The organism is Sphingomonas sp. BT-65, from assembly GCF_026107375.2.
Taxonomy (GTDB): Bacteria; Pseudomonadota; Alphaproteobacteria; order Sphingomonadales; family Sphingomonadaceae; genus Sphingomonas.
On sequence record NZ_JAPCIA010000001.1, the window covers coordinates 159786 to 178401 of the forward strand.

The window sequence follows — 18616 nt, forward strand, 5'->3', positions numbered from 1 at the left end:
ATGCTTCGCAATCTGATGACCGCCGCCTCCGCGCTGGCGCTCGCCGCCTGCGCCACCGGCCCCGACTATGCCGCCCCCCAGACGCCCTCCGCCGCGGCGGGCAAGTTCATCGCCGCGACCAGCCCTGCGGTCGACCCGCTCGCGCCGGTGCAGGGCGACTGGTGGCGGCTCTACGACGACGCCGTGCTCGACCAGCTGATCGCTGATGCACTCGCCGCCAACACCGACGTTCGCGTCGCGGTCGCCCGGCTTGCCCGGACTCGCGCCGCGCTGCGCGAGGTGCGCACCGACCGGCTGCCTGAGGTCGGCGTCGGGGCAGGGGCCAATTATGGCCGGCTGCCCGAGAGCCAGCGCGGCGCCGGCGCGCCACGCGAGGATTGGTCGATCGATGCCGGGCTCGAGGTGAGCTATGAGGTCGACCTCGCCGGGCGCGTCACGCGCGGGATCGAGGCGGCGCGCGGCGATGTCGGCGCGGCTGAGGCTGATGTCGAGGCGGTCCGCGTGAGCGTCGCCGCGGAGACCGCGCGCGCCTATGCCGATGCCGCGGCCTCGGCCGAGCGGATCGCGGTCGCCGAACGGATCGTGGCGCTGCTCGACCGCTCGCTCACCGTGACCGAACGGCGGCGCGAGGTTGGCCTCACCACCGGGCTCGACACCGCCCGCATCGCCACGCTGCGCAACCAGCGCCAGGCCGAGATCCCGGCGCTGGCGGCAGAGCGCGACGCGGCGCTGTTCCGCCTCGCCACGCTCACCGGCCGCGCGCCTGCCGACTTGCCGCAAATCGCGCGCGAGCGCGTGGCGACGCTGCGGCTCGACCAGCCGATCCCGGTTGGCGACGGCGCGCAGCTGCTCGCCCGCCGCCCCGACATTCGCGCGGCCGAGCGCCGCCTCGCCGCGGCTACTGCGCGGATCGGCGTCGCCACCGCGGACCTCTATCCCCGTATCACCCTCGGTGGCTCGATCGGCTCGACCGGGCCGAATATCGGCGACGTGTTCGGCGGCGGGCCGCTGCGTTGGCTGCTCGGCTCGCTGATCAACTGGTCGTTCACCGATCAGGCGCGCGGCCGTGCCCGCATCGCCGGGGCGGAGGCAGACACCCAGGCCGCGCTCGCCGAGTTCGACGGCACCGTGCTGCGTTCACTGCAGGAGACCGAGACCGCGCTCTCGGCCTATGGCCGCGCGCTCGACCGGCGCATCGCGCTCAAGGCCGCGCGCGACGCCGCCGAGCGTGCCGCGCGCATCGTCCGCGCGCAGCAGCGCGAGGGGCAGGTCGACAGCCTCGCCCTGCTCGACGCCGAGCGCACCTTCGCCGAGGCGGAGGCGCAACTCGCGGCGATCGATGCGGGTATCGCCGACGCACAGATCGATCTGTTCAAGGCGCTGGGCGGCGGCTGGGGAGAGCGGGCGGCAGGCTGAGAGGGCGGTGCATTACAGCGACGGCCTGCGCGGGTTGCAGATCGCGGCGCGGTTGGATTCGCTTTCGGGCGCGGACGCGGCGGTGAGCGCATGGGACGGGCTCGGCCCGCAGAGCTCGAGCACGACCGCCATGGCAAAGCTGGTTTTTGTCCGCCACAAGGAAAGCTGTTTGCCAAATTCCCATTAGACAAGTATGTATTGAGTCCACGGCGCTGGTCACGCCGTGCGGCGCTTCGTCGCCGACCCCCGACCCGCGGTTTTTGACGGAATGCAGATTGCGCCGCGTCACCAATTGCTAAAGCGCACGGTGTTGCCGATGGAGCCCGGCGGCCTCGTGTTTCCGAGTTGAAAGGAACGACGATGAGCCAGTGTATCTCCTCCGCAGCCCCGCCACGGCCTTTGGGCCGGATTCGTTCAGCGCACGGCTGATCCCACCCGACATCTGCAACTGACCGCCGCGGGCTGACGCTCGCGGTCACCGATCTGCGCGCCGTTCGGGCGCGACGGACGGCGGCGCTTGGCGCGCTTCCGGACGCGGCGGTCGCTTGCCCAATTGAGCAGGAAATTCCCCATGACCGCTGCGATCACGGATCTTTGGTACACACGCTGCCCGGTGCCCACCGGGCTCGGCATCGCCGTCCAGCTCGGCTGGTTTGCCGACGAGTTCCGCGGCGACGGGATCGGCCTCAAGTCGATCCAGGAAACCGCCGACCTCAATGCCCGCGAAAGCCATTTCGATCACAGCCTTCCCAGCTCGTTCCGGCAGGGCGGCAACATCCCGGCGATCTGGGCGCGTTCGAAAGGCCGCGACACGCGGGTGATCGGCCTGTCCTGGACCGACGAGTTTCAGGCGATCCTCGCGCTGCCTGCGTCGGGCATCCGCGCCGCGCGCGATCTTGCCGGACGGCGGATCGGGCTGCCGGTCAATCCGATCTCGATCGACTTCAACCGTGCGACCGCGCTCAAGGGCTTCGCCAGCGCGCTCGAGCTCGAAGGCCTGACGCTCGCCGATGTCGAGCGGATCGACACGGTCAGCGCCGATCCCGCGGGCAGCGGCACCGAAGGCATCGCCACCGGCGAGCGCACCCGTGCGCGCACCCGCCACGGCTATCGCGCCGAAGTGCTGGCGCTGGTGCGCGGCGAGGTCGATGCGATCTACGTCAAGGGCGCGCTGGGGCTCGAGACGGCACGGCTGGCGGGGGCGCATATCGTCGCTTCGCTCGGCGACCATCCCGATCCCTGGGTGCGCGCTAACAACGGCACGCCGCGCACACTCACCGTCGACGCGGCGCTGATCGAATCGCGTCCCGATCTGGTCGAGCGTTTCCTGGCGCGGGTGATCGCGGCGGGCGATTGGGCGCGCGCGCATCCCGACGAGACCATCGCCTATATCGCGCGCGAGACCGGATCGACCCCCGACTGGGTGCGCCGCGCCTATGGCGCCAACGCGCCCGCCAGCCTCGGCACCTTCCTCAATGACGAGGCCGCCGGCGCGCTCGGCCGGTACAAGGATTTCCTGTTCGAACACGGCTTCCTCGCCAGTGATTTCGACATCGCCGCGTGGATCGATCCCGCACCCTTCGCAGCGGTCGCCGGCCGCGCGCGCCAGGCGGCCTGAGCGCCCAACCCACAACTATCACCAGACGCAGGCCCGTGAGGCCGCGCAGGGGGGAATTAAGCGTGAAGTTTAAGTCTGAACATCGCACACGAAAGAAGACGGCCTGGCTGGTCGCGGCATCGCTCGCCGCGCTGGTCCCGGCAGCACATGCCGAAGAGGGCGAGGCGAGGGGAGACACTGCCGCGGCCGACCCCGCAGACGACGCCGCCGACCCGGTCGAGATCGTCGTCACCGCGGGCAAGCGCGAACAGTCGATTCAGGACGTCCCCACCGCGATCACCGCGCTGGGCGAAGACGTGTTCACGCTGCGGGGCGTCGGCCGCTCGGCGAGCGAAGTGCTCGCGCTCGTCCCCAACGCCTCGGCCGGGACTCAGCAGCATGGCCGGCCGCGCTGGTGGATCCGCGGCGTCGGCGCCGGGCAGCAGCAGATCGACCTCGCCAACCCGGTCGGCTTCTATCTCGACGAGGTCTATATCAGCAACGCCAGCGCCACCGGCCTGCCGCTGTTCGATCTCGAGCGTGTCGAGGTGCTGCGCGGGCCGCAGGGCACGCTCTGGGGCAAGAACACCACCGGCGGCGCGATCGCGGTGGTGACCAAGAAGCCGAGCTTCTCGCCGACCGGCAACGAGAATTACGTCAAGCTCGACTATGGCAGCTATGACGACAAGATCGTCCAGGCCGGCGTGGGCTTCGTCATCGCGCCCGACGCGCTCGCCGCGCGCATCTCCGGCCATATCGAGAACCGCGATGGCCGCTACACCAACCTGTTCACCGGCGACAAGGACAACGCCGTCGAGGACAGCGTCATTCGCGGCCAGTTGCTGGCGCGGGCAGGCGGCAATTTCGAGGCGCTGCTCGGCGTCCATTACCGCAAGTACAAGACGACCGGCGGCTATTGGACGATCGGCAGCTATCGCGCCGACGGCATCTATCGCAACGGCTATGCCCCGCCGACCGACCGCGACGCGGTCAACACCAATGCCGACGAATTCAGCGACACCGAGCAATATGGCGGGTCATTGAAGCTCGATTGGGATTTCGGCGCGGCGACCCTCACCTCGATCACCGGCTATGAGCGCTACGAGGTCACCTCGGGCGGCGACAGCGACTATACCCCGCTCGAAATCGCGCGGAACCACACCGAAGCGCGCAGCGAGCAGTGGAGCCAGGAGCTGCGGCTCGCCTCGAACGGCTCGGGCCGGCTCAAATGGATCGTCGGCCTCTATTATTTCAATGAGAAGATCGATTCCGACGCTGCCACGGCAACGCTGCCTGACGGTACCGTGCCCGCCCAGCCGGGCGACACCGCGCCGAACGCCTTTAGCCGCACGCTTTACGACCATCGCGCGGAAAGCGGCGCGGCGTTCGCGAATCTCGGCTACGACTTCACCGATACGCTCAACCTGACGGTCGGCGCGCGCTTCACCCGCGAGACGAAGACGCTGGATTTCAGCCGTATCGCCAACGCCAGCGCGGCGGGCGCGACATGGAGCAATTATGCGCGCTGGTGGGACAGCTATACCGGTACCTTCGGCCCCGCCGGCACCGGCGGCAATTTCTCCGGCAGTCTCAAGCGGACATGGGACAATTTCACCTATGACGTGACGCCGTCGTGGCGGATCGCGCCCGATCACCTGCTTTATTTCAAATATGCGCATGGCGTGAAATCAGGCGGCTTCAACACCGCCGCGCAGGTGCTCGCAGCACTGCAGGTGGTGGAGCCCGAGAAGCTCGACGCGTTCGAGATCGGCTACAAGTCGAGCTGGTTCGACGGCGCGCTCACCTTCAACGCCACCGCCTTCCACTATCAATACGACAATGTGCAGATCAACGTGGTCGGGCCGAACCCCGGCGCGGTCGCCGGCACCACCACGTCCTACCTCCAGAATGCCGAGGAAGCGCACGTCAACGGCGCCGAGTTCGAGCTGACTGCGCGGCCGGTGAAGGGCCTCGCGCTCAACGCCGCGCTCGGCCTGCTCGACACCAAATATGACAAGCTCCAGGTGGTGAACGGCGGCGCCAACCTGTCCGGCGCGGAGTTCGTGCGCGCGCCGCATGTCACGCTCAACCTCGGCGCATCCTACGAGTTCGAGCTGGGCAGCTCAGGCAGCCTCCAGCTCGGCGCCGACGCGCGCTACCAGTCGCACCAATATTACTACATCACGCCGCAGGACCGGGTGAACCGCTTCCTGCTCAACCAGCCCGGCTACACGCTGGCCAACGCGCGCGTCGCCTACACCACGCCCGACGACCGCTTCACCTTCACTGTCTACGTCAGCAACCTGTTCGACGAGGCGTACCGCAACCACGCGCTGCCGCAGTTCAACGCGGCGAACGGCGTGAGCGGCGACACCATCCAATGGGGCGATCCGCGCACCTGGGGTGCCTCGCTCGTGGCGCGCTTCTGATGGCGCATTCCCTCAACTTCCGGAGGCTCGCATGACCGCCTTTCCCAAGGAAATCTGGTACACACGCTGCCCGGTGCCGACCCCGCTCGGCATCGCGATCAATCAGGGCGTGATCGACCGCGATCTCGCCGAGCTCGGCATCACCGTCCGCTCGATCCAGGACACGACCGACCCGGACGTCCGCGCGAGCCACTACGACCATCATCTCGCGCACAGCTTCCGCCAGGGCGGCAGCGTGCCGGCGATCTGGGCGCGCGCCGCGGGCGCCGACACGCGCGTGATCGGCCTCAGCTGGATCGACGAGAGCCAGCTGATCCTGACGCTGCCCGGCTCAGGCATCCGCACGGTCGAGGATCTCAAGGGCCGTCGTATCGCGCTGCCATTCCGTGCGAACCAGAAAATCGACATCTTCCGCGCCACCGCGCTCCGTGCGCTGCTTGCGGGGCTGTCGCTCGGCGGCGTCGACGAGGACGAGGTCGAATGGGTCGATGTCGATGCCACCGATCTCGCGCCTGAGGGGCTCGAACTGGTGGGCCGCGGCAACTGGGGCGGACGCCCGCTCTACACCGCCGAGTTCCATGCGCTGGTGCGTGGCGAGGTCGATGCGATCCATGTGAAGGGCTCGCTGGGCCACGAGTTCGCCTTGCTCGCGGGCGCGCATGTCGTGATCGACACCGGCTTCCATCCCGATCCCAAGATCCGCATCAATAACGGCGCGCCGCGCCCGCTCACCGTCGATGCGGCGACGCTGGAGCGTTACCCGGCGGTCGCGCGTCGTCTGCTGTCGCATGTCGTGGCAGCGGGGGAGTGGGCCGAGGAACATCCCGAAGAGACCTTCGCCTATATCGCGCGCGAGACCGGCTCGCCCGAGCAGTTCGTCCGCGCCGCTTATGGCGGGGACACGCTCCACCGCCGGCTCAAGACCGATCTCGACGATGCCTCGGCCGCGGCGCTGCAGGATTTCAGCAACTTTCTGTTCGAGCGCGGCTTCCTGCCCGCGCGCGTCGATGTCGCGGCCTGGATCGACCGCCGGCCGTTCGACGCGCTCGACTTCACCCAGGCGCTGGACGCCGCATGAGCCGCAAGACGATCCTCATCGCCGTTGCGGCAATCGGCGTGCTGGCGGCGCTGGTCTTCTACCAGTTCCGCGGCGGCGCGGCGAGTGAGCCCGCACCGGGCCAGCTTCCGGCGACGCTGACCATCGCCGCGATCGCCTATCCGTTCGAAGGCCAGCAGCGCTATCAGGGGCAGAACGCGATCATCCAGCAGCAGGGCTGGCTGGAGAGCGAGCTGGCGAAGCGCGGGGTCAAGCTGCAATGGTTCCCGGTCTCGACCGCGGTCGGCGGTCCGGTGATCAACGAAGGCTTCGCCGCCAGGCGCATCGACTTCGCGAGCTATGGCGATTTCCCCGCGATCATCGCGATCGCGGGCGGGGTCGATCTGCGGCTGGTGGTGCCGGTGGGGCGGGGGCAGAATGCCTATCTGGTCGTGCGCGACGGCGTTGCCGCGAACAGCATCCAGGATCTGAAGGGCAAGCGTATCGCGCTGCACCGCGGCCGCCCGTGGGAGCTGCCCTTCGCCAAGCTCGCCGAGGCCAACGGGCTCAAGCTTAGCGACTTCCGCATCCTCAACATCAATCCTCCCGCCAGCCACGCCGCGCTCGCCTCGGGCGATGTCGATGCGGTGTTCCTGCTGTCCGACGCGCATCTGCTGGTCGAGAAGAAGATCGGACGGATCATCTGGTCGACCAAGCAGGCGCCGCAATCGTGGAAGATGCGCGCCGAGCTGTTCGGGCGCGGCGACTTCGTCGACCAGCATCCCGAGCTGACCCAGCTCGTCGCCGACGCCTATGTCCGCGCGCAGGCCTGGTCGTCGGACCCGGCGAACCGCGAGCAAGTGATCCAGATCACCTCGCGCGCCGAATCCCCGCGCAGCGTGATCGAGGCCGAGCTGGACGAGCCGCGCGTCGCCTGGGGCGACCGTTATTCGCCGCTCTACGACGACTTCATGGTCGCGCATTATCGCGACGCCGCGGCCTATACCTTCGAGCAGAAGCTGGTCCGCAAGAAGATCGACGTCGACAAGCTGCTCGACCAGCGCTTCGCGGCCAATGCGCTCGACCGGCTCAAGCTGCAGCGGCAGTGGAAGCCGGCCTCGGCGGAGGCGGCCGCGCGATGACCGATACCCGCTTCATGGCGAACTTCCTGCTGCTGGCGCTGGTGAGTGGACTCACCGTCGGGCTCGGCAAGGTGGTGACGACGATCTTTGCGATCGATCTCGGCGCCACCGCCTTCCAGATCGGGGTGATCGGGTCGATGGAATCGATCGGCATGGTGCTGGTCACCGTGCCGGCCGGCTTCATCATCGCCCGCTATGGCGCGCGTGGCATCTATTTCGCCTCCAGCCTTGGCCCGCTGCTGGTCAACCTCGCCATGCCCTTTGCGGCGGGCTGGGCGGCGCTCGCCGGCGGGCGCTGGCTGATCGGCCTGTGCATCCCGTTCCGCATGGTCGCGATGAACAGCGCGTTCCTCGAACGGCTGCGCGGCCGCGGCGAGACGCGCGGCGGCTGGTATCGCGGCGCGCTCACCGCCGGCATGGCGATCCTCGGTCCGGCCGCCGCCGGCATCCTGGTCCTCAACGCGGGGGTCACTGCCGCATTCTTCATCGTCGCCGCACTGTTCGGGGTGATGGCGGTGTTCAGCCTGTCCTTTCTCCCCGCACGCCAGCCCGCGGTCGAAGAGAGCGCGAGCTTCTTCGCGGAGATCGGCGCGCTGCTCGGCAACCGCGCGGTGGCGGAAAGCAGCTTCGTCGAGTTCCTGAGCTCGGCCACCGGCTCGCTCTTCTCGACCTTCATCCTGCTGCTCGCCGCGGCGCTGCCCCCGCTGACCAAGGAAGACGGCATCACCGTGCTGCTGGTGCAGGGCGTGAGTACGGTGGCGCTGCTGTTCCTCAGCGGCAGCTTCGTGGCGCGGCTCGGGCGCGGTACCGCCTATGCGCTAGCGCTCGCGCTCGCTGCGGCGGCACTGGTGTTGCTCGGTTTCGCGCACGGATTTCCGGCGCTGGCGGCGGGCGCGGTGTTGCTCAGCGCAGCCTCGGCGGTGGTCCATCTCATCAACGTGCGTATGCTCGCGGCCATTCCCGGCGCCAAGAGTAAGGCGGCGGGCCTGTACAACCTCGCCTCGATGACCGGCTCCTCCGCCGGGGCGCTCGGCGGCGGGCTGCTGACCAAGATCGTGCCGCTCCAGTCGGTGTTCCTGCTGTGGCTGCCGCTGCTGTTCGGCGCCGCCGCGATCGCCTTCGCGCGTCATCGCCTGGCCCGCCCGCTTACCCCGCAGGAGGTTCTGCCATGAACCACGTCACCCGCGTCGCCGCCGGTCTGGCGCCGCTGCTCGGCCTGCTTCTCCTCTGGCAGCTCGCTTCGACCAGCGGCGTCTTCCCGCCACAGGTGCTGGTCCCGCCGAGCGAGGTGGCCACGACGCTCGGCCAGCTGTGGCGCAACGGGGAACTGACCGGTCATCTCGGCACCAGCCTGTTCCGCCTCGTCTTCGGATTCCTCGCGGGTGCGGCGATCGGGCTCGCCTTCGGCACGTCGATGGCCTTGTCGAAGCTGTTCGAAGCGCTGTTCGCGCCGTTGTTCCAGGCGGTGCGGCAGGTGCCGGTGCTCGCCTTCATCCCGATGCTCGTGCTGCTGCTCGGGATCGAGGAGCGGTTCAAGATCGTCGTGGTCGCGGTCGCGGTGTTCTTCCCGGTCGCGCTCGCCACCTTCGATGGGGTCAGGGCGATCCCGCGATCCTATTTCGAGGTCGCGCGGCTCTACCGCACGCCGCCGCTGCCGTTCGTCGCGCGCATCCTGCTCCCCGCGGCGATCCCGCCGGTGCTCACCGGGCTGCGCCTCGGCCTCACCCGCGGCTGGCTGGTGCTGGTCGCGTGCGAGCTGCTCGCGGCGGACAGCGGCATCGGCCAGATGATGGAGATGGGGCGCCAGATGTTCCGCATCGACGTCGTCCTCGCCGGCGTGTTCGTCAGCGGGCTGGTCGGTTTCTTCCTCGATCGCTCGGTCAAGCTCGCCGAGCGCCGCTTCGTCCGCTGGAAGGAGGCCTGAGATGGCGCGCCTGAACACGCCCGCCGCCCGCATCCTGCTTGGCCTTGTCGTCCCGGTGCTGATCCTCTTCTGGTGGCAAGCCCAGTCGGCGCAGGGCGGTGCCCGCGCGCTCGCCTTCGTGCCGTTGCAGGAGGTCGGCGCGACGCTGGCGGCGCAGCTTGCCAGCGGTTTCCTGCTCAATGACGCGCTGGCGACGCTATCGCGCGCGGTCACCGGGCTGCTGCTCGGCGGGCTCGCCGGTACCGCGCTCGGCGTCGCGATGGCGATGTGGCGGCCGCTCGATCGCGTGGCCGGACCGCTCTACCACGCGGTGCGCCAGGTGCCGCTGCTCGGCTGGCTGCCGCTGATCGGCCTCTGGGTCGGCAATGGCGACGAGGCCAAGCTGCTGATCGTCAGCCTCGCTGCCTTCTACCCCACCGTGCTCAACAGCTATGAGGGCGTCCGCGCGGTCGAGCGCCGCTATGTCGAGGTGGGCGACCTGCTCGGCTTCTCGGCGGCGCAGCGTTTCGCGCACGTCCTGCTGCCCGCCGCGCTGCCGCTGATCCTCACCGGTGTGACTCAGGCGCTCGCCTTCGCGTGGATCGCGACGATCGGGACCGAGATCCTGTTCGGTGCGCAGGCCGGGCTCGGCGCGACGATGGGCGTCGCGCAGGCGCAGCAGCGGATGGACATCATCCTCGTCGCGATCCTCGCCGCCGCGCTGCTCGGCTTCACCCTCAACCACCTCTTCGCCCGTCTGCGCCGTCATCTGCTGCGCTGGCAGCCGGCGATCAACTGAAGGAGCTGGTCATGACCTTGCATACCCGCATCGACGCGCCACCCATTCCCGCCGAAGCACCCGCGACCGGCACGCTGACCATCTCGGGCCTGTCCAAGGACTTCCGGATCGACGGCGCCGCGCTGCCCGTGCTCGACCGCATCGACCTCGACATCCGCGCGGGGGAGTTCATCAGCATCGTCGGCGCCTCGGGCTGCGGCAAATCCACGTTGCTGCGGCTGATCGCCGGGCTCGACACCGACTATGCCGGCGAGATCCGGCTCGACGGCAAGCGCATCGCCGGTACCAGCCTCGATCGCGGGCTGATCTTCCAGGACCACCGCCTGTTCCCCTGGCTGACGCTCGAGGAGAATGTCGGGCTGGCGCTTCTCAACACCGACATCCCCAAGGCGCAGCGCCCGCGCATCGTCGCCGAGCATATCGCGCTGGTGAATCTGACGGGGTTCGAGAAGGCCTATCCGCACCAGCTGTCGGGCGGCATGGCGCAGCGCGCGGCGATTGCCCGCGCGCTGGTGACCGAGCCCAAGCTGCTGCTGCTCGACGAGCCGCTCGGCGCGCTCGATGCGCTCACGCGCGTGCATGTTCAGCACGAGTTGCAGCGCATCTGGCGGACCCACCGCTCGACAATGATAATGGTCACCCACGACGTCGAAGAAGCGGTGTTCCTCGGCGATCGCGTGGTGGTGATGGACGCCAAGCCCGGCCGCATCCGCCGTATCGTCGATGTTGATCTGCCGCATCCGCGCGACCGTAGCTCGCCGGTGCTGCACCGGCTGCGCGACGAGATCCTTGGCGAGCTCACGGGGCCGCCACCCGAGAAACTGGTGCACCTGCCGGTGCGGGAGGTGCGCGCATGAGCCGCACGCCCGATCATCCCGTCGAACCGCTGTTCGTCGACCGCTGGTCGCCGCGCAGCTTCTCGGGCGAGGCCGTCCCCGATGCGGTGCTGCGCAGCGCGTTCGAGGCGGCGCGCTGGGCGCCCTCTGCGTTCAACGGCCAGCCGTGGCGTTTCATCGTGTCGCGCAACGGCGATGCCGCGTGGCCGCTGTTCCTCGGTTTTCTCTCCACGCGCAATCGCGAATGGGCGCAACGTGCGTCGGCGCTGGTCGCGATCGTCTCGAACACGCTGGTCGAGCGGCGCGGGGAGACCGTCCACAATGGCAGTCACAGCTTCGACACCGGTGCTGCCTGGGCGAACTTCGCACATCAGGCGCTGCTGCTCGGCTGGCACACGCATGGCATCGGCGGGTTCGACCGCGAGGGCGCACGCTTCGCGCTCGGCATTCCCGACGACCATGCGGTCGAGACGATCATCGCGATCGGGCGGCAGGGCGCGCTCGATACGCTCCACGCCGATTTCCACGCACAGGAGCAGCCCAGCGGCCGCCGGCCGCTCGACGATTTCGTGTTCGAGGGGCGCTTTGGCGCGCCCGCTTTCCACTCAGAAAGGAGTGCCGCATGACCATCAAGTTTTACTGGCGGCTCGATCCCGCCGCCGAGCCGCAGCGGGGCGAGCCTTCCGCCCGGCCGACGTCGGGCTTTCTGCCGCGCGATGTCCGCACCGCGGGACTGACCCGCTACGACTATTATGCGCAGGTCGCCCGCGCCGCTGCGGTCACCGGGTTCGACGGACTGTTTGTCGCGTATCGCCCGGAGAGCGACGACAGCCAGATCGTCGCGGCTTCGGTCGCGCGCACCGCGCCGCGATTGCTGCTCGTGCCGGAGTTTCCGAGCACGGTCGGGTCGGCGGTCTATGCTGCCAAGGAAGCGGTGAGCTTCCAGCGCGCGACTCACGACCGGCTGGGCTGGGCGCTGGTAGGGAACGCGGATGCGGAGGACGCGGCGCGCACCGCCGAGTTCCTGCATGTCGCGCGCGGCGTGCACGGCACGCGCCCGTTCGATCACGAGGGCGAATATTTCTCGGTCAAGGGCGGCGGTTTCCAGCAGCCACTGGCGAACGTGCCGTTCCCGCCGGTCTATCTGCGCGGCGACGACGAGGAGGCGCTGGAACGCTCCGCCCGGCTCGCCGACGTGCACCTGCTTGCCGACGCGCCGTTCGACGAGCTGCGCAGCCGGATCGAGACGCTCGAGCGGCTTGCGATCGCGGCCGGGCGTGAGGTCGCGGCCGGCGTGGTCCTTACCGTCACGGCGCGCGAGAGCGACGAGGAAGCCGCCGACGCGGGCGGTGCCGGCATCGCCGGAAGCTATGACAGCGTCGCCGAACGCATCGCGACGCTGTACGCCGCCGGCATCACCCATTTCGTCCTGAGCGCCTCGCCCTCGCTCGAGGAAGCCTATCGCATCGGCCAGTTCGTCCTGCCGCGGGTCCGCGCCGCGCTGGGCGGCCTGCGCACCGCCGCCTGAGGAGACACATCATGTCCATCGATTTCTACTGGCGCCTGCCCACCCATGGCTGTCATGCCACCATCCGCCGCGGTTCGTACGACCGCGGCGACTGGTCGCCGCTCAAGCCCGGTAACCAGTCGCCGGGCCTTACGCCCGACGGGGAGGACGACGGCTATCGCTACATCGACCACCTCGCCGAGATCGCGAAGGCCGCGGAGCTGTCGGGTTTCATCGGCGGGCTGATCCCGTCCTTCCCCAACACCGACGATCCCTGGACCATCTCGCCGCTGCTCGCGCGCGAGACCAAGACCTTCCGCTTCATGATCGCGTTCCAGCCGGGGTTCCTCGATCCCGTCCATGCCGCACGCCTTTCCGCCAGCCTGCAACGCGCGACCGGCGGGCGTACGGTGTTCAACATCATCACCGGCGGTGGCGGCCCCTCGCAGCTGTGGTGGGGCGACAGCTTCGCGCATGACGACCGTTACGGCCGCACCACCGAGTTCCTCGACATTTTCCGCGGCGTGTGGCGCGGGCAGCCGTTCGACTATGACGGCCGCTTCTACCAGGTGGAGGGGGAGCATCTCTCGCAGTTGCTCGCGCGCGAGGAAATCCCGGAAATCTGGTTCTCGGGCTCGTCGGACGCGGCGCTGCAATCGGCCGCGAAGCACGCCGATTACTATCTGTCCTGGCTCGAACCCTATGCGCAGATCACCGACAAGTTCGCGCGGGTGAAGGAACGCACCGCCGAACTGGGCGGCGAGCAGAAATGTGCGATCCGCGTCGATCTCGTCGCGCGTCCGACCGAGGAGGAAGCGTGGCACGACATCCGCATCGGCTTCGAGAATGTGAGCGACGCGACACGTGCGCAGTGGCGCGGCCAGCCGACCGACTCGGTCGGCGCCTCGCGTCAGGCCGCATTGCGCCCGACCGAGGCGAAGCGCTGGGAGGAGCTGGTCGTCGGCAAGAACCTCTGGGGCGGGTTCAACTTGCTGCGCGGCGGTCCGGCGCTCGGCATCGTCGGCAGCTATGAACAGTGCGCCGAGCAGCTCGACGAGCTGATCCGCCGCGGCGCCGACGCCTTCATCCTCGCCGGCACCCCGCATCTCGAGGAAGCCTATCGCATCGGTGAGGAGGTGCTGCCGCTGCTCGGCCGCACCGCCGCCGTCCAACCCCTGCTCGAAGCCGCCGAATAAGGAGAATCCCCATGACCAAGCCCAACTCGACCATCACCGATTTCGCCGCCACCGCGATCCGCGACGCCGGCATCGCCTTCCGCGGCCTCGCCGCGACCGGCACGATCGCACCGAGCGGCACCGTCAACTTCGTCGAGCGTGTGCCTGGCGAGGAAGCGGTGGTGTCGATCGGCTATCCCGGCCCGTTCGCGCCCGACGCCGAGCTCAAGCCGACCATCTACGCGCTGGACGGCGAGGTGCTGCAGGGGCCGCCGGGCGCTAATCTCGGCGGCGGGCGCTATCTGTCGATCTTCCAGGCGCATGCCGACATCACCACGGTGAGCCACGTTCACACGGTGTATCTGGGGGCGTGGTCGCAGAGCCATCGCGCGCTGCCGATCCGCTACGTGCCGGTCCAGCGCTGGACGCGTGCGCGCGAGCTGCCGATTTATATCGACCGGCGGCAGGGCGAGGCGAACTTCATCCTTGAGGTACTGGCGCGCGACCCCGAAGTGCCGGCGATCCTCGAGGCGAATGGCGGCTCGACCGCGTGGGGCCGCAAGGGGCTGCTGGCCCTCGCGAGCTACATCGTGCTGCTCGAGGAAGGTGCGCGGTTCCAGGCGATCGCCGAGACGCTGGGCGGCGCGAAGGACTACGGCCCCGGCGTACTCGAGCAGCAGTGGAAAATGTCGGGCCTTCTCAAGTCTGATGAGACCCTGGCGGTCGCAGCCGAATAACTTCAGGCGTTTCGGCGCTAATGCTGGCGCTTGAGTTCGTGGCTTGCCGCCGAACTCGAGCGACAGCTTTGCGCCCATTTCCGGTCGTTCGATAGCGGGGAAACCAACCCTGTTTTCCTCTTTAGGCGCTATGCGCTCGCAGCCATGGCAGCCCCTGATGCCGATCCCCTAGGCACCGCTTCGCACCTGCCGTTGCAATCTGCTAGGCAGCGTTGATGGCGGGGAAGTCGGGCGCGTGACCGGGGAGCTGTGGAACGACTCATTTCGGCTGGGCGACTTCCTTGTCGATCCCCGGCGCAATCGTATCACCGGCGCCGAAGGCGAGGTTTCGCTCCAGCCCAAGGCGATCGACGTGCTCTGTGCGCTCGCCAGGCGTCATGGCGAGGTGCTCTCGCGCGCTGAGCTGATCGACATAGTGTGGGGGAGGGAGTTCGGCGCCGACGAGAGCCTGACGCGCGCCATCTCGCAGCTTCGCAAGGCGTTCGGCGACACTCGCGAGGAACCGCAAGTCATCGAGACCATCTCCAAGCGCGGATATCGGCTCATCGTCGCGCCCGAGCCGGTCGTGGTGAGAGAGGTTGGCGCATCCAGCGCGCCGGCCAGGCGAATCCCCATGTGGTGGATCGCCATCGGAGCGGCCGCGCTTATCCTCTTCGTCATGGCGGCAACGCAGCTGTTCCGCGCAGATCCGGGCAATCTGCCGCCCGCCCGCTCCGAGCGGACTGGTATCGTCGTGACGGTCGAGCCCTTCGCCGCCGATCCCGGTTTCCCCGGCAGCGGTTTTGCCGACGAGCTCGGGGCAGCCATCGCCCGCAGCCCTCTGGTGCGGGTGCGGACCAGTGCTGCGTCTGCCGAGCCGGGCACGATGCAGTATCGGCTGCGGGGAACGATCCGGCATATCGGCGACAGCGTCCGCGTCGCTGCACAGCTGACCGACGCCGCGACCGGCGAGGTCGTGTGGGGGGAAAGCTTCGATCGGCGCTTCGATCCGCAATTCTCCGAGCGTGCGTCGATCATCGGCACGATCAGCAGCGAGACACTGCTGCCCATGCTCCGCTCGGCCAAGGCAAAGGCTGACCGGCGAGCGATCCTTTCGCTCGCGCCGTGGGAGCTGACCCTGCTGGTAACCTGGGTACCCGGTTCCGAGGGGAAGCTGCCGCCCGGGCCGCCGAGCGAGGAAAGCTACTGGCTTCAACGCCGCGCGCTCGAGCTCGATCCGGATTATGCGCCCGCGCATGCGCTCTTCGCGCAGTTGGCGTCCTATCACGCCTTGTTCGATCCGCCTTTTGACAATGCGCGAGCGGGAAGGCGCGCGCAAAGCTATGCCGATCGCGCGCTCGAGCTTGCGCCTTATGATGCCGAGGTGTTGTATCAGGTCGCGCTGCACTACCGCTTCGCCGGTGATCGGGAGCGGGCGGCCGCGGCACTCGACCGCGTACTCGAGCTGCAGCCCAATCATCCGCTCGCCCGGATCGATCGCCCGTTCGTCGCGGGCCAATGCCAGTCCGATTCGGTTGCGGCGGTCGGGGAGCTCGCCCGCACGGTGGAGTCGCTTCCGCCTTCCAGCCCCGCGCGTTGGGTCGCGCTCGCGCATCTTTCCGCGCTCCACCTCGGCCGCGGGGAGTTCGCGCAGGCGCGCGAGACTGCGCTGCGATCGCGCCGGATCGTTCGCATGACATGGACGACCATCACCCTCGCCGCGGCGGACGCCGAGCTCGGCAATCGCGCCGAGGCGCTGGCTGCGCTGGCGGAGGAACGGCGCGAGTGGCCGAACCTCGATATCGGCGATTTCGCTGATCGCGTGGTGCCGCGCTGGTGCCTCGGCGGTCCCCGCACGCCGCAGGTCCAGATGAGCTTCCGCAAGCTCGCCGCGATGCTCGCGCGGCAAAGCTGAGGAAAAATTCCGAAAAAGATCGGTTCGTGCACAGGACCTCCTGCGCCGGACCGCGCACTCGGCTCATCCATGCACAGGACCTCCGCAAGCCTGGGCGCGCTGGCCATGACGCTCGTTGCTGCCCCTCACGCCACCGCGCAGCAAGCGCCCGTTTCAACCGCTGGGCCCGAAGATCGCCCGGAAGATCGCCTGGTCTATCCGGCGAGCTATTATGCGCAGTTCGAGCCGCGCACCGCGCGCGACATGATCGAACGAACCCCCGGCTTCAGCCTGATCGAGCCGAGCGAACGACGGGGCTTTTCGGGCGCGGTGGGCAATATCCTCGTCGACGGCGAGCGGCCGATCGCCAAGAGCCAGTCGCTGAGCGACATCCTCCAGCGCATCCCGGCAAGCCAGGTGGTGCGGGTCGAGCTGCTGCGCGGCGGCGCGGGCGACGCTTCGGGGCAGGGCCTCGTCGCCAATGTGGTCCGCACGCCCTCGGCGGGCCAGGGCGTCTGGCAGCTCGGCGCCGAACATGCCGGCCGGACGCCGGTGCCGAACGGTTGGGCATCCTGGAGCGGACGCATCGGCAAGGTCGACTACAGCCTGGGCGCCAACGGCTACAACCTGATGCGCCATTTGCCGGGCGACCGTGAGGTCCGCGACGGCGGCGGAAACCTCATCTCGACGCTCGAGGACCGGTCGCCGCGCACATTCGCCGAAATCGCCGTGAACGGCGAGGCGAGCCGGGCGATGTTCGGCGGCATCACCCGGCTCACCGGCCAGTTCGCCTATTCGCGCTATGCGGACGATGCATCGGTCGTCACATTCTCGCCCGCCGGGTTGCGGACCGAGGAGGAAGCCAACCCCTATTGGGAGACCAAGCGGACAATCGAGGGCGGGCTGAGCCACGAGCGCCCGCTGGGCGGCTGGGACCTGTCGCTTTCCGTGCTGCTCACGCGCACACGCTACGAGAGCGCGATCACATCGACGCATCGTGGGGACAGCGGCAGCGTCGACTCGGTCTTTACGCAGGACATCGCGCGCGACAGCGGCGAGACGATCCTGCGCGCCACGCTCGCGCGCGATTTCTCCTCCGCGCATCGCGTCGAGGCGGGACTCGAGGGCGCGATCAACACGCTCGAGCAGCGGCTCCTGCGCACGCTCGACCTGGGCCGGGGAGCCTTTCCGCTCCCAATCCCCAATTCGAACCTGGCGGTGAAGGAACATCGTGGCGACGCCTATCTGATCCACCGCTGGACGCCGGACCGGCGCTGGACCGTCGAGACCCGGCTCGCGGCGGAAGCCTCGCGCCTGTCCTTCACCGGCGATACCGAGCAGGCGGTCACGCTCGCTTTTCTCAAGCCATCGCTCCTGGTGACGCGCAGCATCGGCAGCAACGATCAGGTGCGGCTCCGCGTATATCGCGACGTGGGGCAGCTCGACTTCGCCGATTTCGTATCCACCGCCTCGCTCTCCGACGACATCATCAGGGGCGGCAATCCGGATTTGCGCCCCGAAACCTCGTGGCGGATCGAGGCGACCGCCGATCTCCGCTTCGGCAAGCAGGGCGCGGCGACGCTCACGCTGTTCCGCCACTGGCTGTCCGACGCGATCGACCTGGTCCCGGTCGGCCCGGTGGAGGATCCGTTCGATGCCCCCGGCAACATCGGCAGCGGCGACGTGTGGGGGGCGCAGGCCGTGCTGCGCCTTCCCCTCGCACCGGTGATCGCGGGCGGATCCTTCACGCTCGACGGCACCTGGCGCGAATCCCGTATCACCGATCCGGTCACGGGGGAGCGCCGCCGCGCGTCGAATTTTGAGGCGGTGGCGCTCAAGGCGGAATTTCGTCACGACGTGCCCCGTCGCAAATTCGCCTGGGGCATCGCCTACAAGGCAAAACCGGAGCGGGTCGCGTATCGGCTCGACGAGATCGACCGGCGCCGCGAGAGCCCGACGCTCGATCTGTTCGCCGAGACCACTGCGCTCAAGGGCTTCAAGCTTGGGGCTACGCTCGCCTCCCTGCTCGGAACGCCCGAGCGCCGCACGCGCACCTTCTTCGCACCCGACCGGAACGGCCCGGTCACCCGCGTCGAGCAAAGCGCCCGCTATCCGGGGCGCTGGCTGATCCTGACCGTGTCGGGAAGTTTTTGATGTGGGGGGAGA

16 protein-coding genes are annotated in these 18616 nt (G+C 68.7%); all 16 read left to right on the forward strand.

Annotation, left to right across the window (positions count from 1 at the left end):
* The 16 genes from OK349_RS00755 (at position 1) to OK349_RS00830 (ending at position 18604) form a co-directional block, all read left to right on the forward strand.
* Entirely contained in the window at positions 1 to 1416 is a 1416-nt protein-coding gene (locus OK349_RS00755) for an efflux transporter outer membrane subunit (RefSeq protein ID WP_265115928.1), read from the forward strand.
* A 7-nt stretch (positions 1417 to 1423) separates the two neighbouring features.
* Positions 1424 to 1603, forward strand: coding sequence for a hypothetical protein (locus tag OK349_RS00760; RefSeq protein WP_265115929.1), 180 nt, complete (start codon positions 1424 to 1426; stop codon positions 1601 to 1603).
* A gap of 384 nt (positions 1604 to 1987) precedes the next feature.
* The gene (locus OK349_RS00765; protein ID WP_265115930.1) at positions 1988 to 3034 is read left to right on the forward strand and encodes an ABC transporter substrate-binding protein; all 1047 of its coding nucleotides are present in this window, start codon (positions 1988 to 1990) and stop codon (positions 3032 to 3034) included.
* 62 nt (positions 3035 to 3096) lie between these two features.
* Positions 3097 to 5442: a TonB-dependent receptor gene (locus tag OK349_RS00770; protein ID WP_265115931.1), complete on the forward strand. Its 2346-nt coding sequence runs from the start codon at positions 3097 to 3099 to the stop codon at positions 5440 to 5442.
* Positions 5443 to 5473: 31 nt separating this feature from the next.
* Complete coding sequence (locus OK349_RS00775) at positions 5474 to 6520, forward strand: ABC transporter substrate-binding protein (protein WP_265115932.1); 1047 nt, start codon at positions 5474 to 5476, stop codon at positions 6518 to 6520.
* The gene (locus tag OK349_RS00780) at positions 6517 to 7620 is read left to right on the forward strand and encodes an ABC transporter substrate-binding protein (RefSeq protein WP_265115933.1); all 1104 of its coding nucleotides are present in this window, start codon (positions 6517 to 6519) and stop codon (positions 7618 to 7620) included. The genes OK349_RS00775 and OK349_RS00780 overlap by 4 nt, the downstream gene beginning before the upstream one ends.
* Complete coding sequence (locus OK349_RS00785; protein WP_265115934.1) at positions 7617 to 8792, forward strand: MFS transporter; 1176 nt, start codon at positions 7617 to 7619, stop codon at positions 8790 to 8792. Before OK349_RS00780 ends, OK349_RS00785 begins: the two co-directional genes overlap by 4 nt.
* Positions 8789 to 9544 (forward strand): ABC transporter permease, encoded by a 756-nt coding sequence (locus OK349_RS00790; RefSeq protein ID WP_265115935.1) that lies wholly within the window; start codon positions 8789 to 8791, stop codon positions 9542 to 9544. The genes OK349_RS00785 and OK349_RS00790 overlap by 4 nt, the downstream gene beginning before the upstream one ends.
* Position 9545: 1 nt before the next feature.
* Positions 9546 to 10322: an ABC transporter permease gene (locus tag OK349_RS00795; protein WP_265115936.1), complete on the forward strand. Its 777-nt coding sequence runs from the start codon at positions 9546 to 9548 to the stop codon at positions 10320 to 10322.
* A gap of 11 nt (positions 10323 to 10333) precedes the next feature.
* Positions 10334 to 11179 (forward strand): ABC transporter ATP-binding protein, encoded by an 846-nt coding sequence (locus tag OK349_RS00800; RefSeq protein ID WP_265115937.1) that lies wholly within the window; start codon positions 10334 to 10336, stop codon positions 11177 to 11179.
* Positions 11176 to 11784 (forward strand): nitroreductase family protein, encoded by a 609-nt coding sequence (locus tag OK349_RS00805; protein WP_265115938.1) that lies wholly within the window; start codon positions 11176 to 11178, stop codon positions 11782 to 11784. Before OK349_RS00800 ends, OK349_RS00805 begins: the two co-directional genes overlap by 4 nt.
* Positions 11781 to 12686 (forward strand): LLM class flavin-dependent oxidoreductase, encoded by a 906-nt coding sequence (locus OK349_RS00810; RefSeq protein WP_265115939.1) that lies wholly within the window; start codon positions 11781 to 11783, stop codon positions 12684 to 12686. Before OK349_RS00805 ends, OK349_RS00810 begins: the two co-directional genes overlap by 4 nt.
* Before the next feature lie 11 nt (positions 12687 to 12697).
* Positions 12698 to 13861, forward strand: coding sequence for an LLM class flavin-dependent oxidoreductase (locus OK349_RS00815; protein ID WP_265115940.1), 1164 nt, complete (start codon positions 12698 to 12700; stop codon positions 13859 to 13861).
* A gap of 11 nt (positions 13862 to 13872) precedes the next feature.
* Entirely contained in the window at positions 13873 to 14577 is a 705-nt protein-coding gene (locus tag OK349_RS00820; RefSeq protein WP_265115941.1) for a class II aldolase/adducin family protein, read from the forward strand.
* A gap of 235 nt (positions 14578 to 14812) precedes the next feature.
* Positions 14813 to 16471: a winged helix-turn-helix domain-containing protein gene (locus tag OK349_RS00825; protein ID WP_265115942.1), complete on the forward strand. Its 1659-nt coding sequence runs from the start codon at positions 14813 to 14815 to the stop codon at positions 16469 to 16471.
* 105 nt (positions 16472 to 16576) lie between these two features.
* Positions 16577 to 18604 carry a TonB-dependent receptor plug domain-containing protein gene (locus OK349_RS00830; RefSeq protein WP_265115943.1) on the forward strand — a complete coding sequence of 676 codons (2028 nt, stop codon included), beginning with the start codon at positions 16577 to 16579 and terminating at the stop codon, positions 18602 to 18604.
* Positions 18605 to 18616: the final 12 nt, after the last annotated feature.